This is a genomic window from Paenibacillus sp. FSL M8-0142, assembly GCF_038597315.1.
GTDB lineage: Bacteria > Bacillota > Bacilli > Paenibacillales > Paenibacillaceae > Paenibacillus_AQ > Paenibacillus_AQ lactis.
The window spans coordinates 5,420,700-5,447,551 of record NZ_CP152008.1 but is presented as its reverse complement, the minus strand read 5'-3'; the positions used below and the strand labels follow the sequence as shown (position 1 = coordinate 5,447,551).

General features: G+C 55.1%; 24 protein-coding genes. 19 read left to right on the top strand and 5 right to left on the bottom strand.

The window, feature by feature from the left end; translation table 11 throughout:
* The first annotated feature begins 579 nt into the window (after positions 1 to 579).
* From NSQ46_RS24830 to NSQ46_RS24820, 3 genes are all read left to right on the top strand, one after another.
* Positions 580 to 1,398 carry a nucleotidyltransferase domain-containing protein gene (locus NSQ46_RS24830; RefSeq protein ID WP_007131193.1) on the top strand — a complete coding sequence of 273 codons (819 nt, stop codon included), beginning with the start codon at positions 580 to 582 and terminating at the stop codon, positions 1,396 to 1,398.
* On the top strand, positions 1,373 to 2,977 hold the full coding sequence (locus NSQ46_RS24825) for a limonene hydroxylase (protein ID WP_245256135.1): 1,605 nt from the start codon (positions 1,373 to 1,375) through the stop codon (positions 2,975 to 2,977). Before NSQ46_RS24830 ends, NSQ46_RS24825 begins: the two co-directional genes overlap by 26 nt.
* 317 nt (positions 2,978 to 3,294) lie before the next feature.
* On the top strand, positions 3,295 to 4,521 hold the full coding sequence (locus NSQ46_RS24820; RefSeq protein ID WP_340901478.1) for an RtcB family protein: 1,227 nt from the start codon (positions 3,295 to 3,297) through the stop codon (positions 4,519 to 4,521).
* A 404-nt stretch (positions 4,522 to 4,925) separates the two neighbouring features.
* Here NSQ46_RS24820 and NSQ46_RS24815 read toward each other — a convergent pair whose 3' ends face one another.
* Positions 4,926 to 5,657, bottom strand: coding sequence for a class I SAM-dependent methyltransferase (locus NSQ46_RS24815; RefSeq protein WP_144868969.1), 732 nt, complete (start codon positions 5,655 to 5,657; stop codon positions 4,926 to 4,928).
* Positions 5,658 to 5,904: 247 nt separating this feature from the next.
* Here NSQ46_RS24815 and NSQ46_RS24810 point away from each other — a divergent pair, with 247 nt between their 5' ends.
* The 15 genes from NSQ46_RS24810 (at position 5,905) to NSQ46_RS24740 (ending at position 21,989) form a co-directional block, all read left to right on the top strand.
* Positions 5,905 to 6,150, top strand: a complete 246-nt coding sequence (locus tag NSQ46_RS24810; protein WP_007131197.1) for a PepSY domain-containing protein — start codon at positions 5,905 to 5,907, stop codon at positions 6,148 to 6,150.
* 407 nt (positions 6,151 to 6,557) lie between these two features.
* Positions 6,558 to 6,746, top strand: a complete 189-nt coding sequence (locus NSQ46_RS24805; RefSeq protein ID WP_007131198.1) for a hypothetical protein — start codon at positions 6,558 to 6,560, stop codon at positions 6,744 to 6,746.
* A gap of 281 nt (positions 6,747 to 7,027) precedes the next feature.
* Positions 7,028 to 7,633 (top strand): metalloregulator ArsR/SmtB family transcription factor, encoded by a 606-nt coding sequence (locus NSQ46_RS24800; protein WP_028405445.1) that lies wholly within the window; start codon positions 7,028 to 7,030, stop codon positions 7,631 to 7,633.
* Positions 7,634 to 7,873: 240 nt separating this feature from the next.
* Positions 7,874 to 8,137, top strand: a complete 264-nt coding sequence (locus tag NSQ46_RS24795; RefSeq protein ID WP_007131200.1) for a B-box zinc finger protein — start codon at positions 7,874 to 7,876, stop codon at positions 8,135 to 8,137.
* 45 nt (positions 8,138 to 8,182) lie between these two features.
* Entirely contained in the window at positions 8,183 to 8,971 is a 789-nt protein-coding gene (locus tag NSQ46_RS24790; protein ID WP_028405443.1) for a prolipoprotein diacylglyceryl transferase family protein, read from the top strand.
* A 23-nt stretch (positions 8,972 to 8,994) separates the two neighbouring features.
* Positions 8,995 to 10,410 (top strand): radical SAM protein, encoded by a 1,416-nt coding sequence (locus NSQ46_RS24785; RefSeq protein ID WP_007131202.1) that lies wholly within the window; start codon positions 8,995 to 8,997, stop codon positions 10,408 to 10,410.
* Between the two features lie 5 nt (positions 10,411 to 10,415).
* Complete coding sequence (locus NSQ46_RS24780) at positions 10,416 to 11,528, top strand: SGNH/GDSL hydrolase family protein (protein WP_342575099.1); 1,113 nt, start codon at positions 10,416 to 10,418, stop codon at positions 11,526 to 11,528.
* Between the two features lie 289 nt (positions 11,529 to 11,817).
* Positions 11,818 to 12,873, top strand: coding sequence for a LacI family DNA-binding transcriptional regulator (locus NSQ46_RS24775; RefSeq protein ID WP_028405442.1), 1,056 nt, complete (start codon positions 11,818 to 11,820; stop codon positions 12,871 to 12,873).
* Position 12,874: 1 nt separating this feature from the next.
* Complete coding sequence (locus NSQ46_RS24770) at positions 12,875 to 14,746, top strand: sensor histidine kinase (RefSeq protein WP_342575098.1); 1,872 nt, start codon at positions 12,875 to 12,877, stop codon at positions 14,744 to 14,746.
* Positions 14,747 to 14,748: 2 nt separating this feature from the next.
* Positions 14,749 to 16,263: a response regulator gene (locus NSQ46_RS24765; RefSeq protein ID WP_210095370.1), complete on the top strand. Its 1,515-nt coding sequence runs from the start codon at positions 14,749 to 14,751 to the stop codon at positions 16,261 to 16,263.
* Between the two features lie 113 nt (positions 16,264 to 16,376).
* Complete coding sequence (locus NSQ46_RS24760; RefSeq protein ID WP_342575097.1) at positions 16,377 to 17,261, top strand: sugar ABC transporter permease; 885 nt, start codon at positions 16,377 to 16,379, stop codon at positions 17,259 to 17,261.
* Positions 17,258 to 18,088 carry a carbohydrate ABC transporter permease gene (locus NSQ46_RS24755; RefSeq protein WP_007131208.1) on the top strand — a complete coding sequence of 277 codons (831 nt, stop codon included), beginning with the start codon at positions 17,258 to 17,260 and terminating at the stop codon, positions 18,086 to 18,088. The genes NSQ46_RS24760 and NSQ46_RS24755 overlap by 4 nt, the downstream gene beginning before the upstream one ends.
* Before the next feature lie 357 nt (positions 18,089 to 18,445).
* The gene (locus tag NSQ46_RS24750) at positions 18,446 to 19,432 is read left to right on the top strand and encodes a 1,4-beta-xylanase (protein WP_210095371.1); all 987 of its coding nucleotides are present in this window, start codon (positions 18,446 to 18,448) and stop codon (positions 19,430 to 19,432) included.
* A gap of 299 nt (positions 19,433 to 19,731) precedes the next feature.
* Positions 19,732 to 21,042 (top strand): extracellular solute-binding protein, encoded by a 1,311-nt coding sequence (locus tag NSQ46_RS24745; protein WP_210095372.1) that lies wholly within the window; start codon positions 19,732 to 19,734, stop codon positions 21,040 to 21,042.
* Between the two features lie 368 nt (positions 21,043 to 21,410).
* On the top strand, positions 21,411 to 21,989 hold the full coding sequence (locus NSQ46_RS24740; protein WP_007131211.1) for an SEC-C metal-binding domain-containing protein: 579 nt from the start codon (positions 21,411 to 21,413) through the stop codon (positions 21,987 to 21,989).
* Between the two features lie 58 nt (positions 21,990 to 22,047).
* On the opposite strand, the gene NSQ46_RS24735 is transcribed toward NSQ46_RS24740, so the two are convergent.
* The 4 genes from NSQ46_RS24735 to NSQ46_RS24720 all read right to left on the bottom strand — a co-directional run bounded on the left by NSQ46_RS24735 (position 22,048) and on the right by NSQ46_RS24720 (position 25,537).
* On the bottom strand, positions 22,048 to 22,506 hold the full coding sequence (locus NSQ46_RS24735; RefSeq protein WP_251536607.1) for a hypothetical protein: 459 nt from the start codon (positions 22,504 to 22,506) through the stop codon (positions 22,048 to 22,050).
* 129 nt (positions 22,507 to 22,635) lie between these two features.
* The gene (locus NSQ46_RS24730; protein WP_050954056.1) at positions 22,636 to 23,487 is read right to left on the bottom strand and encodes an ABC transporter ATP-binding protein; all 852 of its coding nucleotides are present in this window, start codon (positions 23,485 to 23,487) and stop codon (positions 22,636 to 22,638) included.
* 23 nt (positions 23,488 to 23,510) lie between these two features.
* A complete protein-coding gene (locus tag NSQ46_RS24725) occupies positions 23,511 to 24,557 on the bottom strand; it encodes an iron ABC transporter permease (protein ID WP_341034288.1) in 1,047 nt (348 codons plus the stop codon).
* Positions 24,554 to 25,537: an iron ABC transporter permease gene (locus NSQ46_RS24720; RefSeq protein WP_144878184.1), complete on the bottom strand. Its 984-nt coding sequence runs from the start codon at positions 25,535 to 25,537 to the stop codon at positions 24,554 to 24,556. The genes NSQ46_RS24725 and NSQ46_RS24720 overlap by 4 nt, the downstream gene beginning before the upstream one ends.
* Before the next feature lie 199 nt (positions 25,538 to 25,736).
* Here NSQ46_RS24720 and NSQ46_RS24715 point away from each other — a divergent pair, with 199 nt between their 5' ends.
* On the top strand, positions 25,737 to 26,765 hold the full coding sequence (locus tag NSQ46_RS24715) for an iron-siderophore ABC transporter substrate-binding protein (RefSeq protein WP_144878185.1): 1,029 nt from the start codon (positions 25,737 to 25,739) through the stop codon (positions 26,763 to 26,765).
* The last annotated feature ends 87 nt before the right edge of the window (positions 26,766 to 26,852 follow it).

Genomic DNA, 26,852 nt, shown 5'->3' with positions numbered 1-26,852 from the left:
AACAAGTCCCAAAGAGGGACTTGTGTAGCGCGAACGAGCCCGGCCGAGGCAAACAAGTCCCGTAAAGGGACTTGCGGAGCGCAAACGAGACGGGCAGTGGCGAGCAAGTCCCTAAAAAGGACTTGTGGAGCGTGAACGAGCCGGGCAGTGGCGAGCAAGTCCTCAAAAGGGACTTGTGGAGCGTGAACGAGACGGGCAGTGGCGAGCAAGTCCCTAAAAGGGGCCTTCGGAGCGCGAGCGAGCGCTGCCAGCGCACGAGTGAGTTGTACTACGTGAGTTAGCTCTCAAAAACCTGCTTCAACGGAGCAGGCGGAATCAGGTCGGAAAAGCGCTAGCGTTCTCCTTTGTCCTCTAATTTTAACAACTGTGAAGATCATTCCAAAAATTAGAGGACAACAGAGATTGGAGACATGATCCGCATGCGGAGTGCTGATAGGCGACGAACAAAGGATTGATCCGCATGCGGGGTGCTGACAGACACCAATTTTGGTTTTCGGCCCCACGTTTAGTGGACGATGACGCTTCCGGCATCCGAAGTGATGCGACCGCACCAATAGACCCCCAAAGGAGGAATTCAACATGTCGCAGATCAAGCAAACGATCCTCGAAGAACTGAAGCGCATTGAACGGGAGGAGGGCGTCCGGATTCTATATGCGTGCGAGTCGGGCAGCCGGGCGTGGGGCTTTCCTTCCCGGGACAGCGATTATGACGTGCGTTTTCTATATATCCGGCCGGTTGAGTGGTACTTATCCATATTCGACAAGCGGGACGTGATTGAACGACCGATCAGCGATAGGCTGGACATCAACGGGTGGGATTTGAAAAAAGCGCTCCGTCTCTTCCGCAAATCAAACCCGCCGCTGCTCGAATGGCTGCAGTCGCCAATCCGGTATTTGGAATGCTACTCGGCCGCTTCGCGAATCCGGGAGCACGCGTCGCAGATGTTTTCGCCTAGAGCGTGCATGCATCATTACTTGCATATGGCCAGAGGGAACTACCGGACCTACCTCCAAGGCGATACCGTCAAGATCAAAAAATATTTCTACGTGCTTCGTCCGATCCTGGCTTGCGAGTGGATCGAGAAGCATGGCGCGATGCCGCCTATGGAGTTCCAGCGGTTGGCGGATGCATTGATTCCCGAAGGGAGCGGGCTGAAGACGGCCGTTCAGGAGCTGCTCGCCCGCAAAATCGCCGGGGATGAAATGAAAGATGAGCCTAAAATCGCCGTGATCAATGAATATATTGAGACCAAATTAGCCGAATACGAGCGGATCGCGAAGGACATGCGGACGGCCGAAAGGGACGAAGTCGGCATCGATGCGAAGCTTGACGATCTGTTCCGGTCGGTAGTATATGAAGGATGGGAGAAGGATGAGTGCGATGGTCATTTTGTTTAATCAAGCGAAACGGATGCCTTGGGAGGGGAGGACCTCTATATACGATCATATTCGGCAGCAGGGCGGCACGGTGGACGGCTCCCTGCCGGATGATGAGGAATTCTGGGCGGGAAGCCGAATGCGTTGGGTGGCCGGAGGATTGGATGGCGCGCTTGGGCACCATGCGGCACCAGCCGGCGCTTCGGAGGATGTCCGGGAGCTGATCCGCCTGCTGGTAAAGCTGACGAGAAAGCCTGGGGCGTTGAAGCGTAAGGCCGTATACGAACAGCTGATGAAGCTGGATATCGGCGGCAGCATCGATGCCGTGCTGGAGGAGATTCGGCAAGCTCCCGGCATCGAGCCGGAGCCGCTGTTTTACGAAGCTAAATGGTTTGCGGAATGCGGGGCACACCGCAATGTCGTCAAATTCGGCATGGCCGTGCTCGGGTTGTTCCGAAACGAAGCGGCGAAGGACCTGCTCCTGACGCTGGGAAGGCATGAAGAATTTACACTGTATGCCGCCGTAGCGATCACGAACGGGATGGAAAACAGCAATGACGTGTTGTTTGAATTGGCCCAGACGGTCCATGGCTGGGGAAAAATCCATACAGTCGAACGGCTGCAGCCCGATACACCGGAAATTCGGGCGTGGCTGCTTCGTTACGGCTGCCCAAACAGCATCATGGATGAATACCTGGCTTGCATTTGCGCACGGAACGGCGAGCTTCATGAAGCGCTCTCGGCAAGCCGCGTCGATGACGAGCTGTTTGAAGGCGCGACTGATATCATTCAGGCGCTGCTCCATGGCGGACCCGCCGAGGATATCGACGATTACGAGTTCGCCCCGCAGGTTGTAACGGACTACGTGCGGCTCGCGGAGGAGCAGGGGCGGACGGCGAAGCATCTGACGGTCATTCTGAAGCTCCGTGAATATCTGGACGCTTCGGATGAAGGCTGGGTGCAGCGGTTAACCGCGGGATGGACCGAGGAGCGGAGACAAGCCGCTGCCGGCACTTGCGAACGCATCCTATCGAAGCCGATGTGGCAAGAAGTCGTCATGGGAGCGGTCAAGAGCGGAAGTCCCACGGAGCAATGGTACGGGGTGTCCGCTGCCCGCAGGCTGGGCGTTGATATCTGGCAGGAGCTATTTGCTCAGCTTACGGTGAACCCGCTGCTAGATTCGCACTATTTGGAGCTGATGAAATCCAACGATTCCATGCGAATCCGGGAGCTTGTCGACTTCGCCGGGCAGCGGCTGCCGCTCGCGGAGATTGCCTCGGGCCCGGGCGAGGAGATGGGGTTCGGCGAGGAATTTGCGGCACACCGGTGCCTTAGCAGCATCCTTCAGAACCTGGACCGTCATGAAGGGATCGGCCTTGAGCTGATCGCAGCCGGCCTAAACAGCCCGGTGGTGAATAACCGGCATATGGCGCTTACCGCGCTGGAGGCATGGACGGTAGCTTCTTGGAAAGCACGGCTGTCCGAAGTGCTGGTTCAGGTGTTGGCGGTTGACCCGGATGAATCGGTCCGGGAACGCATTCGCTCCCTTTTGGAGGAGATTGGAATTTCAAACAAACAGGCAACGCAGGGAGAAGCATAAGTAAGTTGTTTATGGGAGCTCTTAAGGTGGGGTCATGAAAAGAACGCTTGAGGCTGGCTCCAAGAAAAACGCCTTGGAAGAACTCCTAAGGAACCTCCCAAGGAACTCCCAAGGAACTCCCAAGGAAAAAACTCCTAAGGAGGACTCTTGAGAATGAGGAGAACTTTTGAAGAGAACTCCTCAAGATCACTCTTAAGGAGTCAGCTCCTAAGAAACGCGTAGAGAAATACGCCTAACGAGCACTCATACGTGTAACCTTTAGGGGAAGCATTAGAACAGAAGGCAATCATTTTTTAAAATACTGGAGTGAACGGAAAATGGGATATCAAAACATCGACGGTGTACGGGTGTGGGGAAAGCCGGATGAAAGCGCGGTGGCCCAAGCGCGCAGATGCGCCGAAACCGGCAATGTCATCCGGACCTTGCTCATGGCCGACCATCATAAAGGGTACAGTCAGCCGATCGGAGGCGTCGTTGTATACGACGGCCAGATCTCACCCTCGGGCGTAGGCTACGATATTGCCTGCGGGAACAAGGCGGTACGGACGAACCTGCATGCGAAGGACATCAAGCCGATGCTGGGACGCATAATGGACGACATCGCGCGCAGCATTTCCTTCGGGATCGGGCGCGTCAACAACACGCGGGTCGATCATGAGCTGTTTGATGATCCGGACTGGGACGTGTACCGCTCGATCGGGAAGAAGGAGCACGACAAGCTGCTGGCGCTGGCCCGGAGCCAGCTTGGCACGGTCGGCAGCGGCAACCATTTCGTCGATCTGTTTGAGGAGCAGGAGACGGGACGGCTGTGGGTCGCCAATCACTTCGGCAGCCGGGGCTTTGGACATAAAACGGCGAGCGGCTTCCTCAATCTGAGTGCCGGACGCGATTTTCTGGCAAATGCCCCGGGGGAATCGATGGACCAACCGCCGGTGCTGTTCGACCTGGACAGCGAGCTTGGCGATATGTATTATCGGGCGATGAAGCTTGCGGGCCGTTACGCCTATGCCGGACGGGATTACGTCATCGGGCAGGTGCTGTCGATGCTCGGGGCCGAAGCCGACTTCGAGGTGCATAATCATCACAATTATGCTTGGAAGGAGACGCATGACGGGAGAGAAGCCATTGTCGTGCGGAAGGGAGCCACGCCGTCGGCACCGGGGCAGACCGGGTTTATCGGCGGCAGCATGGGTGATATATCCGTGATCGTTCGGGGCAAGGATTCGGAGGAAAACCGGGACGCTTGCTACAGCACCGTACATGGGGCAGGACGCATCATGAGCCGGACGCAGGCGGCCGGCCGAATGAACTGGAAGACCCGGACCCGCAGCGGCGGACAAATCTCGACAGCACAGATGCTGGCGGCAGTTAAGGAATTTGGCGTGGAGCTGCGCGGCGCCGGTACGGACGAAAGCCCGTTTGTGTACCGCAAGCTCCAGGACGTTCTGGATGCGCACGCCGGGACGATTGAGGTACTGCATGTGCTGAAGCCGATCGGCGTCTGCATGGCGGGTGCAGATGAATTCGATCCGTACAAGGATTAACGCGTATACTGGTATCATCGGACTTACATGGATTACATTGGATTACGTTGCTTTGCATTGCATTGTGCCGTATTGCATTGTGCCGTATTGCATTGTGCCGTATTGCATGTACCGTACTGCATGTATCCGTATTATGTATCGTATTGCATGTATCGTACTACATGTATCGCATTGTATTATATCGCATTGCATTTTATTTTATTGTATTGCATTGAAATGAATAAATATGAAATGAATGAATTGAACAGCATTGAATTGCGGCCGTTTCCTGGAATATCACCATGGAAACGGCCGTTATTATTTCACGGATTATCATAGGACGAATGAAGTCCTGAGTCGTTCATTGGAACACATGATTGAACATCTAATGCCAGACTTTTCGTGGTCATCAACGCAATGAAGCCTTACCCGTTCTTAACCCCCTCCAAGAACAAAAACAGCGGAATCCGCCGCCGGCGTTCATACGTCTCCTCGGTTAGGAAATGCTCGCGAACCGGCTTTGATTCGCGAAGGGACGCCACGCGAAAGCCTGCTTCCGTAAGTGCCATAAAATAATCCTCCACCGTGCGATGATATTTATGGACCGTTCCCCCAAGCCACTGCTGCTCCCGGTACCCCTCGATGAAGTAGTTGTCCACGACCCAATTCGTCCTTATCCCGGACGGCTGAAGGGTAGAGGTAATGACCGGATGCTCAATGGAGAAGATGAATTTTCCGCCGGGCTTAAGGGTCTGATGAATGCCTCGAAAGACGCTCTCGATATCTTGTAGATAATGAATGGCGAGCCTGGAGATTACCACATCATAGGTATCACGCGGATACGCATAATCCTCCATCCTCATGTGCTGAACGGTCCCGTTGTTGAAACCGGTTAGATTGCTCTCCGAGGCCTCCGCCATTTTGCGGGAACCCTCGATTCCCACGTAGGCTGCACAACCTTTTTTCAACAATTCCACGCCAAATCCGGCATCCCCGCACCCCAGATCCAGTATATGACGATCCGAAATATCCCCCAGCAGCTCCATAATGACGGGCTTCTCTAAGGTATCGTTAGCGTTCTCCTGCCATTGACGGCGCTGCATATACTTCTCGAAGTTCGCGTCGTTGTCATAAAAATCAGTTCCGTGATTGCGCATTAGGTCCCTCCCTCGGATAATGTCCCAAATCCTTCCATCGTGTACTTTAACACATAAGCGGAGCCGGAAGCTATGGGAAGGAACAGAGAAAGGCACAATCATGGCGCCAATTCACCGTGCCGTGCTGCAAGGAAGCCTCAAGGTAGAGGGAAAATGAAATGACGGCCGGTAGATGAAGACGCACCAACAGCCGGCCTTTTTCATATGGTACAGGAGCGGATCTTATGATGAAGGGAGTTATTCTTTGATGTACGGAAACTACTACCATGCTCCAGGACCCATGACCAGGCAGAGAGTTTCAATGCAGCAAGCCCAAGAAATTGCACTGGCCCGCGTTCCGGGTCAAATTGTGCATGTCGATATGGAGCTGGAGCACGGCGTGTTGGTATATGAAATATTTATCCTGACATCCGGGAACCGGCTGTTCGAAGTCGAGGTCCTCGCGAAATCGGGGAGAATCTTGAAGATTGAGGAAGAAGACGACGAAGATTAAGGCGGGTCGGGTTATAGAAACAACGAACCGAGTGAGACGTGGGGAAGCCATCGTTTCGCTCGGTTTTTTATCCTGGAGATGCAAAGGCATAACCCGCCTGTCATGTTCATGACATATAGCAGGACAGCAAAATTCCGGATCCATATCCCGAAGCTTGCAGCATACATTCGATATCAAGATTAGGTGAAGCTCGAACCTCGAAGCGATATATGTAAAAAAGGTTTAGAGGCGTTTATTCCCTATATTTTGCATCAAGTTGGCCTCTATAATGGAGTTGAACATGCATAGCGGCTTGTATCCCTAAGGATATGGATTCTCATAACATGGGATAAACGCATCAAGGGGGCTGCTCGTGTACAGGTTCGCTGAAACAAGAGAGAGATATCAAACTAAAGGAGATATGAAACATGGCTAAAACGAAACGGGGCCGAGCCCTGTGGAACACGCCTTCCCGGGGCCGCGGCACATGTCCGGTATGCAGCACGAAGCGCATCAAGCTGCTCTATACCGCGAACAAATCGGACGGCACGGCGCTCAAGGTATGCAAGCGATGCCAGAACGCCGACCCGGCCAGGGTGGACGCTGCCGTAATCTAGAGGGGTTCGGTGCAAGGCGCCGGATGGTGGGAGTGAGCCGCCTTTCTAATAAGAGGCATCCATCAAAAAGTCCATTCCTTATTCAAGGGGATGGTCTTTTCATTTTGACAGGATAACGCTGCCGATGGTGTAGACCTCCAGCAGACCAATGGTAAGCCAGCTGAGGTGTACGTACGTTGTGCCCATGCTGGTTTACTTTTCCGCGCCATTCGTTTAATATTTGATTAGATGAACATTAAATTAGATGGTGATTAAATGGACCGATTGGAGGGACCCGGACAATGCAACTGGATAAAGTGGTCAACTATCACAAAGCACTTGCGGATCCAACGCGGATTAAAATCCTCATCCTGCTCGCCGAAGGGGAATTGAACGGGCAGGTCCTTGCGGAGAAGATCGGCGTTACGCCGGCAACGATTACGCATCATGCCGCCAAGCTGCGGGAAGCGAGCCTCATTAAAGAGCGCCGGGACAAGAACACGATTTATTTTTCGCTCAATCATTATTTCATTAAGAACAGCGCGTCGGCAACGGAGAATTTAATCTACCAGCGCCTGAACCCGGAGCGCACAGCCGAGCGCATCCCGGATGCGGATCAGCAGCTGCGGGAATCGGTGATCAAGAACTTCTTTACACAAGACGGGAAGCTGAAGAGCATTCCGGCACAGCTGAAGAAGAAGCTCATCGTGCTGACGCATATCGTATCCATGCTGGAAAATGGACGAAAGTACAGCGAGAAGGAGATCAACGAGTTCATCGCCGGATTCCATGAGGACTTTGCGACGATTCGCCGGGAATTCATCATGCATCACTTCATGTACCGGGACAATGGCGTGTACGAGCTGAACCCGCAGGAGATGTGGGCACGGTGGGAGGATTTAAAGTAAAAGCAGCGGCACAGCCTGCACCTTAGCATTCCATTCCATGCATGGAATCCGTTTTGATATAGAACATGAACGAGCGGATGGCAAGCCCTCGGACCTTTTTAGAATGCTGGTCCAAGGGCTTGCTTTCCTTATGTCCGGCCCGCATTCGCAGACGCTCCCGATACCGAACCGTAGCCAACCGACCCGGCAGCGGTTACAATAAGAAAATACAAGGATAGAAATTCCAAGTGAGGTGAAAGGATGGACGTTTACCGCTGCATGAACCATCCGGAAGCGCCGGCCATCGGTCAATGCAGGCGCTGCGGGAAACCGATCTGCAAGGACTGCTATAACCTGGACAACGGCTGCTGCCGCTACCGCTGCGGCGAGATCGGCTATGCTCCGCATACGCCGCCCCGGCCCAAGAGCGCGTTTTGGAGCGTCATTGTGTCCCTGCTTGCCATTCTCGGCGGATTGGCGGTGCTGCTGCTTGCGATTTGCGGCGCCATGCTGTTTTCCTATTAGGCAATGAATCTTATGCGTTAAGTTTGTAAATCAAGGAGTGGGCAGATGGAATTTCCCGTTTATATATACCTAGGTTCCTGGCGGATTCATCCGCATGTGCTGTTTGAAGCACTGGCCTACTTTATCGGCTTTCGAGTCTATTTGTGGACCCGGCGGCCCAGCGGCATGTCCAAGCTGATGAGCCTGCAAATTTTGGCAGGGACGATCGCGGGCGCGGCCATAGGGTCCAAGCTGCTGTTTTGGCTGGAGGATCCGGCCGCCACGTGGGAGCAGCTGAGCCAGTTCCATTTGCTGTGGGGCGGGAAAACGATTGTTGGGGGTCTCCTAGGGGGCCTAATCGGGGTGGAGCTGACGAAACGCTGGGTGGGCTGGAAGCATTCTACCGGCGATGATTTCGTATACCCGCTTATCCTGGGCATGGGGCTGGGACGGATCGGCTGCTTTCTGACCGGTCTGGACGACCATACGTACGGCACGGCGACGTCCTGGGTGACGGGCGTGGATTTCGGCGATGGAGTCCTTCGCCATCCGACTCAGCTGTATGAGATTGTTTTTCTGATCGTCCTGGCACTGCTGCTTATCCCGCTGTACCGTCAGAGCCGCAGCCAATCCCCCGGTGAAGGTTATGTATCGGGCCGGATGTTCCAATGGTTCATGGCCGGGTACCTGCTGTTCCGTTTAGGGGTCGAATGGATCAAGCCGACGCCTCACCCCTACCTGGGGCTGAACAATATCCAGCTGGCCTGCATTGCCGGCCTGATCTACTACGCCTGGCTCATCGGCGGCAAGAGCAAGCTTCGCCGATCGATCCCGGAGTCCCATCTTCCAAGCTGATCAAGATAAAGGAGCGTTACATTATGCCGAACCGGCCTTATCTGTATCATGAACTGACGAATAGCATTTGCACGACCTGTTACCGTAAAGTCGAAGCCAAAATCATTGAGGAGAACGGCAAGATCTATATGGTCAAGCGCTGCCTTGTTCACGGCCCGGAGAAAGTGCTGATCTCAACGGAGGTCGATTACTATCACCAGACCCGGAAGTTTATTAAGCCCTCCGAAATGCCGCTTAAGTGGAACACGCCGATACGTTACGGCTGTCCCTACGACTGCGGTCTATGCCCCGATCATGAGCAGCACAGCTGCTTGACCCTCCTCGAGATTACGGACCACTGCAATCTGCAGTGTCCGATCTGCTTCGCGGAATCATCGCCGCACCGTACCTCTTACCGGTCGCTTGAACAGATCGAGTTCATGCTCGACCGGATCGTCGAGAACGAAGGCGAGCCGGATATCGTGCAGATCAGCGGCGGGGAACCGACGACGCACCCGAATTTCTTCGAAATCCTGGATATGTGCAAGAGCCGTCCTATCAAACACATCATGGTGAACACCAACGGCATCCGTATTGCTCAAGATGCCGATTTTGCCCGGCGGTTGTCGGAATATATGCCCGGATTCGAGATCTATTTGCAGTTCGACAGCTTTGAAGCCCATGTATTGAAGGAGCTGAGAGGGGCCGATCTGAGACGTATCCGCCAGCAGGCCATCGATCGCTTAAACGAATTTAATATCTCCACTACGCTCGTGGTTACGCTGAAGAAAGGGCTCAATGACGGCGAGATCGGCGACATTATCCAGTATGGGATGAAGCAGCGGGCGGTGCGAGGCGTGACGATTCAGCCGATTCAGGCGGCAGGTCGTCTGGAAGGCTATGACCCGTCGACGGATCGGCTTACGGTTAGCGAAGTGCGCAGGATGATCATCGATCAGTCCGGAGTGTTCCAGGAGGCCGACATTCTGCCGGTGCCTTGCCACCCGGATTGCCTGGCGATGGGCTATGCGCTCAAGCTGGGCGGGGAGGTGCTGCCTCTGACAGGCATGATCGATCCGAACATTCTGCTTGAGGGCGACAGCAATACGATCGTATTTGAGCAGGATCCGGTCATTCGCGGCAAAATGTTCGAGCTGCTCTCTACCGGACATTCCCCGCAGTCCTCGGCGCTGTCCTTGAAGAGCCTGCTTTGCTGCCTTCCTTTGGCGGCTGTGCCGGAGCAAATTACCTATGATAATGTGTTCCGCGTCATTATCATGCAGTTCCTCGATGCCCATAACTTCGATGTCCGCTCGGTCAAAAAATCATGCGTTCACATCGTCCATCCTGACGGGCGGATGATCCCGTTCGATACCTACAATCTGTTCTATCGGGACGATAAGGAAGAGCTGCTGAAGGAACGCAAAGAAGAGCTGGTCACCGCCTGGGACAGGGGGTAAACAGCATGGGAAGTGATAGCGAGAAGCTAACATCCAGCCCTCTGTATCAATTGGACCGCAATATGAGCATCGGCGGCCCGCTCTCGGACCGCCTGCAGTGGCATTCCCCGCTGGTGGCCCCGTTTCTCGTAGCCGGATTCGGCTGGTTTCAGGCCGAGCGCCTGTACCGGAGATTGCCGGCGGTGCCGGACGTACCGGTCCGCCCGGAAGTGGATGCTTTGTCGAACTGCACCTCGGGCGGCCAGATCCGGTTCCGAACCGATTCGCGCACCGTATCGGTTCGCGTCCGCTTAACGTCAGGCTCCGGTATGTATCATATGCCGCCGACCGGGGAGTGCGGCATGGATGCCTATATCGGAGGCCCCGGGCGCTGGATTCACGCGGGAACGGCAAGCTTCAAGCCCGGTCAGGAAGAATACGAGAGCAGCCTGTTCACCTGCGAGGACGCCGAGGAGCGCTCCTTCATGCTGAATATGCCGCTATATCAGGGCGTACGAGAGCTGTGGATCGGATTGGAACCAGGTGCGAAGGTGTGGGCACCGGAACCGTATGATTCAAGCAAAAAGGTGATCCTGTACGGCACTTCCATCACCCAGGGCGGGTGTGCGTCACGGCCCGGCATGTCCTATCCGAATATCCTTAGCAGGCATATCCATCTGGAGTTTATAAACCTTGGCTTTTCCGGCAACGGAAAAGGCGAGCCGGAGCTGGCAATGCTTGCCTCGCAGATTTCGGATCCGGCATGCTTCGTTATCGATTATGAAGCGAACTGCGGAGGAACCGAGGAGTACCGGCGTACCTTGCCGGGCTTCATCAAGACGTACCGGGAAGCCCATCCGGATGTGCCGATCATTCTCGTATCGCGGATTCCGCATGGAGCGGAGTCCTTCAAGCCGGAGATCCGGGAAGGGCGGCTCGCCAGGCTGAAATTCCAGTCGGAGCTTGTCGCGGAGCGGAATAAGGCCGGGGACCGGCATATTGTGTTCGTGGACGGGTCGGATCTGCTCGGCGACGATCCGGGCGAGGCGATGGTGGACGGCGTTCATCCGACGGATCTGGGCTTTCAGCGGATCGCAGACGGTCTGCTGCCGGTTATTCGGCAAGCGACAAGCCGGTAATACCAAGCATCCGGCTGGTAATGGCCGATTCGTTCAATCATTTACCCGCCGAATAGCGGCGGGAAACAAGACGGCACGGGAGTCATTCCTGCGCCGTTTTTATTTTGCTTAGCTCCACTACAAGAACTTCACTGTAGGCTCAATTGCAAGTTCTCGACCTCACATTCACTACCGCAAGTTCTCTACCGCAAGGCAAAAGATAAAAATCACGATTGTTTTCCTAATTATTATGATGTTATGATAACAACAAACTAACATAATGATGATAGAAAAAGGATGTGCTGTTCACATGGCAGGCAAAGTAACGATGCAGCAAATTGCCGATCATCTCGGCCTTTCGAAGTTCGCGGTTTCTAAAGCGCTTTCAGGAAAGCCCGGCGTTAGTCTGGAAACGCGGGAGCGAATTGTGAGCGTGGCGACGCAGCTCGGGTATTTCGCGAATAAAGCGCCAAAAAACGGAAGCCGGAAGAGCGAGGCGGCGGGCGGGCAGACGGCTGCGCGCGAAACCGTCATCGTGCTCGTCCCGAACGTCCGCTATCAGACCCGCGACTCGATGTATTGGGGGCGCATCATCGACGGAATAACGAGCGAGCTTGAGCGCAGAGATATGGGGATGGTGATCGTGACCGACCAGTTCAAGGACAGCTTCGCCAATCTCATCAATCCCGCCGGCGTCAAGGGCATCATCGGCGTGGGCTTCATCTCGTCGCAGCTGCTGCTTGAGATCCGCAGCCTCGGCATTCCGTTCGTGCTCATTGACCATGAAGACCCGCTGATCCCGTCGGATGCGCTGTTCATGAATAATGTGGAATGTATCCGCAGGACAGCCAGCTACCTGATCGGCTGCGGCCACCGGAAGCTGCAGTTCGTCGGCAACATCCACTTCTCGAGGAGCTTCGCGGACCGCTATCAGGGATATCGGGCCATTCTGGAAGAGCAGGGGATACCGCTCGGCCAGAACGAGGAGCTGCTTCGTCTTGAGGGCGAGAACCGATCCGAGTTGACCGAGGCGCTGGAAGGAATTTTGGGGAGGATGGATGAGCTGCCGACGGCCTTCGTATGCGCGAACGACTCCATTGCCATTTGCGTCATGACCGTACTCGGAAGAATGGATGTAGCGGTACCGGAGCAATGCTCGGTTACCGGCTTCGATAACATCGAGGATGCGGCGAGCTCGTCCCCGTCGTTAAGCACGATCCATGTGCATAAGGAGGCGCTCGGCCAGCGGGCGGTGGAGAGCTTGCTAAGACGCGTGGAGCAGCCGGACAGCCCGCTGGAGAAAATACTGCTGGCCGGGGACTTCGTCATCCGGAATTCAACAGCTTATGCAAGGAAGGTTGACTGATGTGACAGGCTTCCGCCGTATTGCGCAGCTATGGAGAGAGCGGCCGGCCGGCCGGCTGGACCGCAAGCTGTCTGTCGTATTTTTATTTCTGATCATGCTGCCGATGGGGCTCATCACGTATTTTGCGGCGGAGCGTTATACGGCTTCGATCGAAAAGAATACCGTGGCCTATGTCTCCCAGCTGTCGAGCAAGATGATGGGCAAGCTGGACGATTACGTGAATGACATGATGAAGATTTCCATTATCCCTTCGTATTTGAATGAAATTCAATCAGGGCTGGACATGTCGAACCGGTATTACGAAGAGGGAGGCCCGTCTAAGGCAGCGGACCGCCCGAACGAGAGCGAGGTCAAGCTGCAGATTACGCGGAAGGTCGAGCGCAGCATTTATTTTATGAACAATATCAAGGAAGGTACCAGCAACGTATATCTGTTCGATCTTTACGGCAACCCGTATTTCGTGGTCAAAAGCGGCGGCAGCCGCTCGAATCTGCAGCAGTATTACGAGGGCTGGAGAAAGCTCGCCACCGCGGCGAACGGCCGGCCCGTGCTGGTCAGCACGCAGGAGATTGCGGTTCCTGCCGGAAGCAAGCAGTATATGTTCACGGTCGTCCGCGACATCATCGACAAGTCATATCACTCCATCGGGACGATTGCGGTCGATGCAAACATCGGCGTGATCGAGAATATCGTGACCGACCTCGAGGATACGACCCGCGGAAAGACCTTTATTTTGGATGATAACGGAACCGTCATTTACGACAGCGAGAAAAAATACTTGGCGCGCAGCATGAACGAGCATGCGGCCCTGGCCCAGGTTACCGGAAGGGAGGGGAGCTTCCGCATGACGATTGAGGGCGAGCCTCAGCTCGTCGTGTACAAGAAATCCGAGAAGACGGGATGGCTGATCCTGATAACGGTACCGGAGCAGCCGCTGATGAAGGAGGCCTTCGATACCCGCCGGATCACCATTGCCGCCGCCGTAGGCGTCACCGGATTTGCGCTCATGATCTCGCTCGTCCTTATCTATGCGCTGATGCGGCCGCTGAGATCCATTGTCCAGCATATGAAGCAGGTGCAGACCGGCAACCTGGATGTCGTATTTCCGGTCCGCAGGCGGGATGAAGCGGGTTTGATCGGGATTTCCTTCAACCGCATGATGGCCCGGATCAAGCAGCTGATCGACGATATCTACGCGATGGAAGCGAGGAAGAAGGAAGCTCAGCTGGAGAGCCTGCAGCACCAGATCAACCCGCATTTTATTTACAATACGCTCGAGACGATCCGGATGACGGCCGTGCTTCATGATGATGCCGAGGTAGGAGAAATGGTTCAGCTGCTGGGACAGCAGCTGCGGTACAGCATTCACGCCGGCAGCGAAATCGTCGAAGCGAGGCAGGAGTGGGCACATATTAAAGCCTATATTGAGCTGCTGAATTACCGATATGGAGATCGTTTCGTGCTCTCGCTGCCGGAAGAGGAAGCCGTTCATTCCATCCGGGTCATGAAGCTGCTGTTCCAGCCCATCATTGAGAATGCCGTGAATCATGGCTTTGATGAAACGAAAGCCGTCCTGCATCTGACGATTACCCATGAACGCGAGGGGGATCATCATATCTTCTCCGTAGCGGATGACGGACTGGGCATGCCGCCGGCAGCGCTAGTGCGGCTGCGCCGAGCGTTGGAGGAGGAGCAGCCGCAGGCAGCGGAAGGGCGGGGAATCGGTCTGCGCAACGTTCATGAACGCTTACAGCTGCGATATGGCAGAGCTTACGGGCTTGCCGTTCAGAGCGAGGAGGGGCTCGGAACGACGGTCCGGATTACGATTCCAAGTGACGATACAGAGCAACATTTAAGAACAGGAGTTGGTTGAGGATGCTTACGATTGCTGTGGTGGATGACGAGGAGCGAATTCGGCTGGGGCTGGGCAAGCTGATTCGGGACGCGGGCGAGCCTTACCGTGTCGTCGGGACGTTCGCAAGCGGCCAGGAGCTGCTCGACCGAATGCATGAGCTGCAGCCGGACCTAGTCATTACCGATGTCAAAATGCCGCAGATGGACGGCCTACAGCTGATGGCACGCGTGCGGGAGCTCGCGAGCGGCGCGAAAATCGCCGTGCTGAGCGGCTACAACGATTTTGAGTACGCCCGGACGGCCATGCGCCAGGGCGCCGTGGAATATTTGCTGAAGCCGGTCAACATCAAGGAGCTGCATCAGCTGCTTGCGAACGTTCTTGAGATGGTGCAGAAGGAGCGAAGCGAACGAAGACTCGAGTCAGATGATCTGGTGAGCTTCCTGCTGGGTCCGGGTGAGAACAGGGTGCCGGAGCATCTCTTCGAAGAGGTGTGCGCAAGACTGGACCGCCAGCCTTTGTTCCGGGGTTATTATGCCATACTGCTGCTTCAGACTTCCTCGGAGGTGACGCCCGCCGGACTGGAGCATCTCACCGCCGAGTGGGGGGAGGAGCGCAGAATCGTGGGCTGCATCGACGGCCGAAGGGCCGTGATCCTGCCGGTGAGGCCCATCGAGCATGCCGGCATAGCCAGGGAACGCTCGGTGATGCTGCTGCAGCAGCTGCCTGCCGGAACCGCAGTCAAAGCGGGCATCAGCGGCGTGTTCTCCGGCAGCCAGTGGCTACCGCAGGCCTACGAGGAAGCGCTGCGCTCGTTGGAGCAGGCGTGGTACAGCCGAGAACGGCGGGTATGCGGAGCCCAGGGGGACGGGCAAGGGGCGCGGAGGCAGCCGGAGGAGCGCTACCGCCTGGTGCGGCTGCTGGACAAGCAGCTGTTTCCGGCTCTGCACGGGGGCGATTATGCCCGACTGCCGGATTTGGCCGGCGCCTGGCTGGATGAGGTTGCACCGTTGGCACCCGGGTGGGCGGAGCTTAAAGAAGCGTGCGCAGCGATTGCGGCCCATGGCTCGGAGGAGCTGGTGCACCGCGGGATTCCCAAGGATGAGGTTGAATGGCCCCATGATCCGGGGCGGTTCGAGGATTGGCGTGCATTTGCCGCAGCGCTGAAGGGCGCGGTAGAGAAGCTTGCAGGTCTGCTGGAGCAGGTAAAGACTGAGCACCGGGCCGTTGAAACGGTCAAAGCTTATATCCAGCAGCATTTTACCGAGGAGCTCGAGCTTCAGCATTTGGCCGATCTCGTTTACTTAACGCCGAGCTATTTAAGCAAGCTGTTCAAGACCGAGACGGGAGAGACGATTACGGACTATATCATCAGCGAGCGGATCGCGCTGGCGAAGCGGCTGCTGAAAGAGGATCGCGGCCTGAAGACGTATAAGGTCGGCGAACGGGTAGGGTACCCCGACCCGGCTTATTTTACGAAGGTGTTCAAGAAGATGACGGGAAAAACGCCGAAGGAATACCGGGACTTTGTTAGGTGATTGTTATCTAAAATGAGGACAATAAAACGAAACCGAATCTATTATTTTTCAGCATGCTGTCTTTTATAATTATGAAATCGGTACCACTTCAAGCAGAAAGCGAGGAAGGGAGCTTGTTCAATTTCAGTTATAAAACACAGCGCTATCTTATTCTGTTCGGGTTCCTCACCATTCCTGTTGTCCTGTCTCTGACCTTCTCGTATTATCCGGCGATTTCCCTGCTGTATTACAGCTTGACGGATTGGACCGGCCTCGGCTGGGATATGAATTTCATCGGACTGGATAATTATGTGGAAATATTTACGAAGCCTGAAGTGTTCAGCACATTGAAGAACAATCTGTACTATTTGGGCGGCGGTCTGGTGCAGGTCGTCTTTGCCCTGTATTTCGCGGTCATTCTGACCGGGAAGCTGAAGGGGAGAAACGGCTTTCGCGTAGCTCTGTTTCTGCCGTATGTTCTGCACAGCGTCGCGACGGTGATCATGTTCAAGAACGTGTACCACATGGAATACGGCTCGCTGAACACGCTCCTTGGCGCGCTCGGGCTGGATTCTTGGCAGCAGAGCTGGCTCGGCGACAAGCGGATCGTGAATTTCGCGCTGGCATTCATCTCCATGTGGAAATACATGGGGCTGAACATGGTGATCTTCATCGGTGCGCTCCAGTCCATCCCCGGCGATCTTTATGAGGCCGCTTCCATCGATGGCGCGTTGGGCTGGCAGAAGTTCCGCTATATTACGCTGCCAAGCATCCGCGGCGTACTGGAGCTGATGCTCATCCTGACCCTGACGGGCGCGCTTGAGGCATTCGATATTCCGTTTGTCATGATGCTGGGCGCAAACGATACGTCAACCTTTGTCATCCATACGGTGAATACGGCGTTTAAGTATCAAAACTTTGGTCTGGCTTCGGCCATGGCGGTCGTGCTGCTCATCATGGTGCTGCTGTTTATCGTCATTCAGCGGAAGCTGTTGTTTAGGGAGGGGAGAAGCGAATGAAGCGGGAACGATCCATCGCAATGACGATTTTTAATTATTTTACGCTGGCGGTTGCGCTGTTCGTTGTCTTCTTCCCGATCTACTCGATCGCGGTGGGAGCCTTCAAGACCCAGGTGGAGTATTATCAATCGGGTCTTGCGCTGCCGGACAATTTCTTCAACCTGGAAAACTTCAAGCGGGTGATCGACATTGGCGATCTGGGCCTCGGCTTCCGCAATATCCTGATCATTCTGGCCATTTCCGTGGCGGGAAACATCGTGCTCGGAACAATGGTTGCCTATGCGGTAGGACGCTTTGATTTCAAGCTGAAAAAGGCGATCATGGGCATGTACCTTGTAGCCCAGGTTATCCCGATGGTCACGACTCAGGTCGCAACGTTCAGCGTGATCCAAAGCCTGGGCGCCTACAATACGATGCTTGCGCCGATTCTGCTCTATTTGGGCGCGGACGTGCTCCAGATCGTCATTTATCTCCAATTCGTCAACAGCATTCCTAAAGATCTTGACGAGAGTGCCATGATCGAGGGAGCATCCCTGTTCAAAATCTATCGCTCCATCATCTTCCCGCTGCTTGCGCCGGCTACGGCAACGCTGATCATTCTGAAGAGCATTTCGATATATAACGATTTCTACACGCCGTATCTGTACATGCCGAAGCAGGATCTGAAGGTGGTATCCACCGCGATTTATTCCTTCATCGGTCCGAACGCGGCGCAGCTGAACGTCATTTCAGCGGGTATTCTGATTATCTTTATTCCGACGGTGGTGCTTTTCTTGTTCATGCAGCGGTATATTTTTGCAGGCGTGACGAACGGAGCGGTCAAGTAATTAGGGGAAGGCTGACGGTGACGGATCAAAAAGGGCTCGGTGGGAGCGATGTGACGGATAGGTGCATAGGGTTCGACGAGCCAATGTGACGGATGGATTGCATAGGGTTCGACGAGCCGGGGTGCGGATAGGTGCATAGGGCTCGGCGGGGCGATGTGACATATGGACGCACTAGGGTTCGACGGGCTCGATGTGACGGATGGACGCACTAGAGTTCGACGTAGGCTAACGCCGAGTCCCCAACCTCCCGGACCCAACCAAATGATGAATTGTATACCGCTGTGAACAGCGTAGACCCGGTTTGCCGGAGCCTAAAAAAGAGATAAAAACGACATAACGGAGAGGGAGAGTGCCAATATGAATACAAACAAGATATGGCCGGAGTATGTCAACGGCATGACATGGGGGTGGACCGGCATCCGGGGCACCTGGAGCGGGCCTGAAGCGGAGTTCTCCATGGAGCGAATGGCGGAGATGAACGTGAACTGGACAGCACTCGCGCTTTCCGCCGTGCAAGCAACGCCGCAATCGACGGAGATTCCGTTTCGCGAGGAGCCGACGGTAACGGATGACGAGGTCCGATGGGCGATCCGCAAGGCGAAGCAGCTTGGCCTGAAGGTGTGCCTGAAGCCGGTCGTCAACGTTGGCAACGGCACATGGCGGGCGCATATCAGCTTCTTCGATGAAGAGGTGCCTGGCGAGCCAAGCTGGGCGGAATGGTTCCGTTCCTACGGGGAGTTCATCCGCCACTATGCTGTGATCGCCGAAGAAGAGGGCTGCGAAATGCTGTGCATCGGCTGCGAGATGGTACAGGCCGATAAGCGCGAGGCCGAATGGCGGTGCCTGATTGCGGATGTCCGGTCGGTATATGGAGGCTTGATTACCTATAATTGCGATAAGTACCAGGAGGATCGCCTGACCTGGTGGGACGCGGTCGATATCATCTCGTCGAGCGGCTATTATCCGATCGATCAATGGGAAGCGCAGCTGGACCGAATCGAAGACACGGTCAAAAAGTGGAACAAGCCTTTCTTCTTCATGGAAGCCGGATGCCCGAGCCGCGAAGGCTCCGCGGCCCGGCCGAATGACTGGTCGCTGCCGGGCGGGCCGTCCGAAGCGGAGCAGGAGCGGTACTATGAAGCGATGTTCGCTGCATGCGCACAGCGGGACTGGATGCAGGGATATATGCTGTGGGACTGGCCGGCCCGGCTGTACGACGCGCAGGAGGCTTCGGAGAACGACGATTATTGCATGTACGGCAAACGCGCGGCCGGAACGGTGCGGCGCTTCTACGCAAGCGGCTCCCTGGCATTGGAAGCCGGTGAGAGTTCCGATGCTCGATAACACGCAAGTTTAAATAGGTTTATTGCTTTGTGAAGTGAACCGCATCGCATGCAGCTTCTGGCGCATGCGGTGCGGTATTTGCTTGGGAAGAGGCACGCTGTCGGGAGTCGGTATGATCGATAGAATCCCCGCCTAACAAAATAATCATAGGTTAGCATAATTTATGACAATAAAAACAAATGTACTTCATTTGTTTTGTTCTTGTTAGCTATTAATATTTGAGTTGTAAGCGATAACAATATCGGCATTCCCTTTTTGGGAGACGCCGGATCATTACAAAGTACAGGGGGAAGAGACAAATGAAGAACAGACTGACAATGCTGCTGCTTCTGTTATTTACCGTATCATCCATATTGGCCGCCTGCGGAGGCAACAAAGCGAATGATGCGGGCACGACGCCTGGTGCGAGCACGGGCAGCGAAACGGCCGGCACGGAGGGAGCGACCGAGCTTGGCGGCAAGCTAAAGGTGCTGACGCACCGTACGGATCTTGTGAATGACGGAACGCTCGATAAGTATGAGGAGGCTTTTAAAGCCAAGTATCCGAAGGCCGAAATCGAATTCGAAGGCTTGACGAACTACGCCCAGGATATCCAGGTACGTTTGACGACCGGAGAAGCCGGTGACGTGCTCATGATTCCGACCGGCCTTGCAACCTCGGAGTATCCGAAATATTTTGAGCCGCTGCCGGATGCGATGTTCGAGAACGTGTATTTCGCGGACAACACGCTGTTCGAAGGCAAGCGTTACGGGATTTCGACCGGCGTGAATACGCAAGGGATCGTGTATAACAAAAAAGCGTTCGAGGCTGCCGGGATCGACAAGGTTCCGGGGACGCTGGATGAGCTCTATGCCGCGGCCGAGAAGCTGAAGGCAGCCGATATCATTCCGCTCTACATGAACTTCGGCGCTCAGTGGACGATGGGCAACTGGGCCGATAACTCGGCATGGTATGTGGCAGGCGATCCGCAATATCACTCGAAGCTGGTATCGGAAGAGGCTCCGTTCCAGGTTGATAATGCATGGGGCACGCTGGCCCAGATTGCACGTACCTTCGTGCAGAAGGAGTGGGTAGAGAAGGATCTGTACACGAATAACTGGGAGATTTCGAAAGGGGAAATGGCTGCCGGCAAAGCCGGGATGTATTTCCTTGGCAACTGGGTCATTCCCCAGGTGATCGGCGCAGGCGCCGCTTCAGAGGACATCGGGTTCTTCCCGCTCCCTTACGACAACAGCGGCAAGTATAACGCACCGCTTGGCTCGGACTACTTCGTTGCAGTCAGCAAGGACAGCGAGAACAAGGAGCTGGCAACCGCGTGGGTGGAATTTTTCGTGAAAGAATCCGGCTACGTGGAAGATTCGGGCTTTATGCCGATTATCAAGACGGCCGAGTCCACCATTCCGCAGCTGGCTGAATTCCAGTCGTTCAATCCGACCCTCATCGAGAGTGAGGCGACCGATCCGAAGTTTAACGAGATTGCGAATAAAGCCCAGATCGGCATCGGAACCGGCGACTATGTACAGGAATATGTCGTGGCCGAGGATCTGCAGGCAGCGTTCGACAAGCTGAACGCGAAGTGGAAGGAAGCGAAAACCGCGCTCGGTTATTAATTAGATCAAGCCGAAGCTGTCTCCATCACGGGGGCTGGCTTCGGTTTTCTTACATAACCAAGGCTGCTTGCTCCGAAATGAAGTATGTAAATCATGGGAAGGGATAAGTTTTTACAAATTTGTTACTTCTTACTTGCATAAAATGAAATATTATAGAATAATAAAATAGAGCGCGGCTTTCCACGAAGCAACCCGCGTTTTTTTTGCTATTCGCCCCGGCCATTCGTCTCTGAGCGTAAAGGACTATCCCTTTAGGAGATGAATCAGGGGAGGAACGGGAAGCATGCATGAGCATTTTACAGGTAGAGGTGCGCTTTTCGAGCTTTTCCATGTATAATAGAAGAAATCATCTAAATAGGAGCTAGGAAATGAAAAAGCTAGGAAGAAACGATCTATGTCACTGCGGAAGCGGGAATAAGTACAAAAGATGTTGTCTTGAGAAGGATCAACGCACGATCCAAGGTAAGGTCATTCCGTTCCCTGGTACCAGAGCTGCATCCGTACCACAGCAAAAGGCTGACCAGCTGCGCCAGATGATTCACGATAAGCTGGATTGGATGGACTGGAATGCGGACGAGCACCGTGAGCTCGCCGAGTCGTTATTTCCGCAGATTTGCCGGGATTACGAGCTTAAGAGCGAGGAGCAGCTGTTTCAAGTGTTCAGCCTGCTGATCGTCTGGAATAACTTCTCCAGGGAAGCCAATCCGAAGTACCGCAAGCCAGGCGGATACGCCAGTGCATTAGAATATATTGCGACTTCACTGCTTAACATCTCCGTGACGAAGTCCGACATTGCGAAGAAGCATGAGGTTGCCGTAGCAACCCTGACCCGCAATAGCGGACAGATTCAAGATTTTATGGATGGCATAGCGGCCTCCGGTGACCAGTTGGATTCCGAGGATGCAGAAGAAAGCCATGAGGATCAGGATTTGTCTGTAGGGCGTTAAGCAGTCTTACGGAAATATAGAGAAGCCGTCCCGTTTCGGGGCGGCTTATTCGCGTTGTTTACTCCAAGCGCGTGCGTGCCCGTGCACCCGCCAATAGCCTCCCCAATACAACCCCATACAGCAAGTGGCCGGACAGCCACAGCAGGAAAGAGACCGGATCGGTAAGCTCCGGCGTCCGATCGGATAATGCCGTTGTCGGGTAGAGCAGAACGCCCACACCGGTGCAGGCGGCTGCGACAAAGGTGAAGGCTCGTGCAGGCGGCAAAAGCTGCATGCGCAGAATCTGAGCCAGCACAGCGCTAAGCAGGACGGAAATCGCAAGATGGAGCAGAAACTCCACCCATTCCGGCAGCTCCAGACGATTTAGGCCGGGGATATAATCGACGTTCAGAAGCAGCGTATACACGTTGAATGAAGTGAAATGCTCGATGAATTTAAGGTATATCCCCAGAAGGCTGCCTGCAGCTAAGCTAGAGCCGAGCATTCGAGCCGGCGTAATTATAGGTTCTTTCAGCATATACGCCACCTTATTGTTTGTTGAACTGGTTTGTGTCGAATATCCCATACAGATAATTCCATAAAGAAGGGCTGTTTCCCTTCACCTTCACGACTTCGGTGAGGAATACAGCCCCGTGCATTTCGGTTGCTATGCGGTTGTCAGCTCTCGGAGCCGTTCCGTCTCCTCTGGAGCAGACGAGGCGGTTTGCGTCCGGCGAAGGCCCTTTCCATGCGGAACGCACATCGGCGTCCCGTACAGCGGGTCGGGAATAATCTCGCACGGCAGCTGGAACACCGTCTGCATCAGCTCGGAGCAGATAATATCCTCCGGTCTTCCCATCGCCTTGATGCTGCCGTCCCGGATGGCGACAATATGATCGGCGTAACGGCAGGCCAGATTGATGTCATGCAGCACCATGACAATGGTTCGTTGTTCCTGCACGTTCAGTTCGTACAACAGATCAAGCACCTCGATCTGGTGCGTCAGGTCCAAATACGTCGTAGGCTCATCCAGCAGAATCAGCGGCGTCTCCTGCGCAAGCGTCATCGCGATCCAGGCCCGCTGACGCTGCCCGCCGGATAGCGAATCCACCGTTCGATCGGCAAGGCCCGTAAGTCCGGTCGACTCAAGAGCTGCCATGACGGCCTTCTCGTCTTCAGGCGACCATTGGCGAAGCCAGCTCTGGTAAGGGTAGCGTCCCTGCTTGACGAGCTGCAGGACGGTCAGCCCTTCCGGTGCCGTCGGACCCTGGGGCAAGATGGCCAGCTTGCGGGCCACATCCTTGGTCGACATGCCGGCAATGTCGGCGCCGTCGAGCACGACCGCGCCGCGCTGCGGCTTCAGCAGCCGGGCCATGGAGCGCAGCAGCGTCGATTTGCCGCATCCGTTGCTGCCGATGAACACGGTGATTTTACCTACGGGCACGGTCAAATCCAAATTTTCAAAGATGTAGTCGCCCCCATAGGAGAGGCTCAATCCTTTCGCTTCGAGTGCACTCATCATGTCAGCTCCTTTTTTTTATATTAAAACCGATTCCGATTGCGGTACAGCAAATAGAGGAAGAACGGCGCCCCGATGGCGGCGGTGAATACGCCGGCCGGAACGTCGCGCGGCAGAAACGCCGTCCGCGCCACCAGATCGGCGGCAAGCAGCACGATCGCGCCGATCAGGGCGCTTACCGGCAGCAGGCTGCCGAAGGAAGGTCCGACCAGCCTGCGGGCCATATGCGGGGCCATCAAGCCGATGAAGGCGATCGCGCCTCCGATGGAGACAGCCGCCCCGGCAAGCGCCACGCTTAAGCCGATCAGCAGCAGGCGCTGCTTCTGCACATGGGCGCCCGCGCTGCTGGCAACATCGTCCCCGAGTGCCTGGATGTTCACATTGCGGGCCTGCAGCCAGGTCACCGGCAGAAGGACCGCTACCCATGGCAGCAGCGTCATAACGTCCTTATCCCAGGACATTCCATATATGCTGCCTGCCATAAAAGTAAGAGAGCGATCGGCCAGCTGGAGCGGGCCGGAGATGATCAGCATATACGAGATCGATTTGACCGCCGCAGACACCCCGATGCCGATCAGCACGAGACGAAGCGGCGATACGCCCCCTTTCCAGGCCAGCACGTACAGCAGCCCGGTAATGAGGAAGGCGCCGAGGATTGCGAACAGCGGCATCCAGTGAATCGATACGGTTCCGGTGAACAGGAAGATGAACAGCACCGCGCCGAGCGATGCGCCTTCCGTCATGCCGATCACGTCAGGAGAGGCGAGCGGATTGCGGATTACGCCCTGCAGGATGGCGCCGGCTACAGCCAGCGCCGCCCCGATCAGCACGGCGATGATCACCCGTGGCAGCCGGAGCTTCATGACGATGACCTGCTCCATCGGCGGGGCTTTGCCCGCCAGCGCTTTGATGACGTTCAGCGGCGATATGGGCTGGCTTCCCATGCCCGTGCTAACCACAATGACGATGAAGCATACGGCAAGCAGGATGAGGGATACCCAGACGGTTCTTCGCTCCAGCATGAATGAGATGCCGGCCTTTCCTCCACGGAGGATGCGGTGCTTGCTCATGATGTTCGCCTTCCTTTCCTGGCAATGTACACGAAGAACGGCACACCGATGATTGCCGTCATAACGCCGACAGGAACTTCCTTCGGCATCGCGATATACCTGGAGCCCAGATCGGCCGTTACCAGCAGGATGGCGCCGAGCACCGCGCTGTAGGGCAAGATCCATCTGTAATCATTTCCTATAAAATAGCGCACGATATGCGGAATAATAATGCCAATGAATGCAATCGGTCCGGCGGCGGCAACAGATCCGCCAGCCAGCAGAATGACTGCGGCCGCAGCAAGCAGCTTGATAAGCGCGGTCTTCTGTCCAAGGCTTTGCGCGATGTCATCGCCCATGGAGAGCGCGTTTAGATGCCGCCCGAGCAGGAGGGCGATCAGCATACCTGCCGCCATGTAAGGCCAGACGGCGTTCAGTTGGTTCAAGTCCCGACCGGCAACCGATCCAACGAGCCAGATCAGCACCTGGTCGAACATTTTACCGTCGGAGAGCATCAGTCCTTGGGTCAAGGAGTGGAAGAATGCGGCCATGGAGGCGCCTGCCAGCGTAATCTTGACCGGGGTCATGCCGTCACGGCCGATGCTGCCGAGCATAAATACGATGCCTCCGCTGACAGCGGCGCCGATCAGGGCCACCAAGGTAAATGCTTGCAGCCCGTCAACCCCGAGCCAGCCTGCGGCCATAATAATGAAGAAGGCTGCACCGGCATTCACGCCTAGCGTGCTGGGCGATGCAATAGGGTTGCGGGTGATGACCTGCATCAACGCGCCTGCGACTGCGAGGCTCGCCCCTACGGCTGCTGCGATGAGTGCCCGGGGAACCCTTGCGGTCAGGATGATGAGATGCTCGTTGCCGCCATTATAGTGAGCGAACGAGTTCCATACTTCCGTTAGCGGAATGTTCGTTACGCCGAACGCGATGCTGCCCATCATCGCGGCGGCAAGCGCCAGCAGCGATATCAATAGTCCGAGTAAGCGCATATATACTCACTTTCTTAAGTTCATGGATTATTAAGTTCATATGAATTTTAGGTGAAAGGGAGCCGATCTGTCAATGAACTTGATAATCATTCTCAAAAAATATATTGATATTTTTGCTGGAAACCGTTATAGTTTTGAATCGGTAAGTGATAATGATTTTCAATAAAGCGGAAATGATACGAGGGGGATTACGATAGGAATGGGACAAGGAACAGCTAAGAAACCGGGCCGAGGGCTGAAATGGAGCTTGCTGGCGCTTATTATGGTTGTCATACTCGCAGGCTGCGGATCGAATGGAACGCAGAATAATGCAAGCCAGCCATCGAACGAAGAAAGCGGAACGGCTCCTGCGAATAACGGCTCCGGTGCATCCGGCGATTCGTACGAAGTGGTGCATGCGATGGGAACCGAAACGATCAAGGGCACGCCGCAAAAAGTGGTCGTCCTTACGAACGAAGGAACGGAAGCCTTGCTCGCACTGGGCGTGAAGCCGGTAGGCGCCGTTAAATCCTGGACAGGCGATCCGTGGTACCCGCATATTAAAGACCAGATGGAAGGCGTTACCGTGGTCGGCGAGGAGAGCCAGCCTAACATTGAACTGATTGCCGGACTGCAGCCTGACCTGATCATCGGCAACAAAATGCGTCAGGAGAAAGTGTATGAGCAGCTGAAGGCGATCGCGCCGACGGTATTTGCGGAGGATCTTCGCGGAGAATGGCAGAACAACTTCAAGCTCTACGCACAGGCAGTGAACAAGGTAAGCGAAGGGGAAGAGCTTCTCGCGGCGTACGACCAGCGTATTCAGGATTTCAAGGAGAAAGCCGGTAGCAAGCTGGATGAGACCGTCTCTGTGGTGCGTTTCATGGCCGGCAAGACGCGCGTTTACCATACGAACACCTTCTCGGGGGTTATTTTCGATCAGATCGGCATCGCACGTAATGAGATGACGAAGAACGCGAAGGACAATTTCGTGGACGAGATCACGAAGGAGCGGCTTCCTGAGGTGGATGCCGACAGACTGTTCTACTTCACGTACGAAACCGGCGACGGCGGCGCCAACCAGACCGAGCAGGAATGGGTCAACGATCCGTTGTGGAAAAACCTGAACGTCGTTAAGAACGGTCAAGCCCATAAGGTCGATGACGCGATTTGGAACACCGCAGGTGGCATTCTGGCGGCAAACCTGATGATTGATCAGCTGTATGAATTTTACGGCTTGGAGAAATAAATCGTGTCCTGCCCCCATTTTATATAGAGAGTATGATGGGATACTAGTAAAAGCAGCCTGTTGAGTCCGCTCAACAGGCTGCTTTCG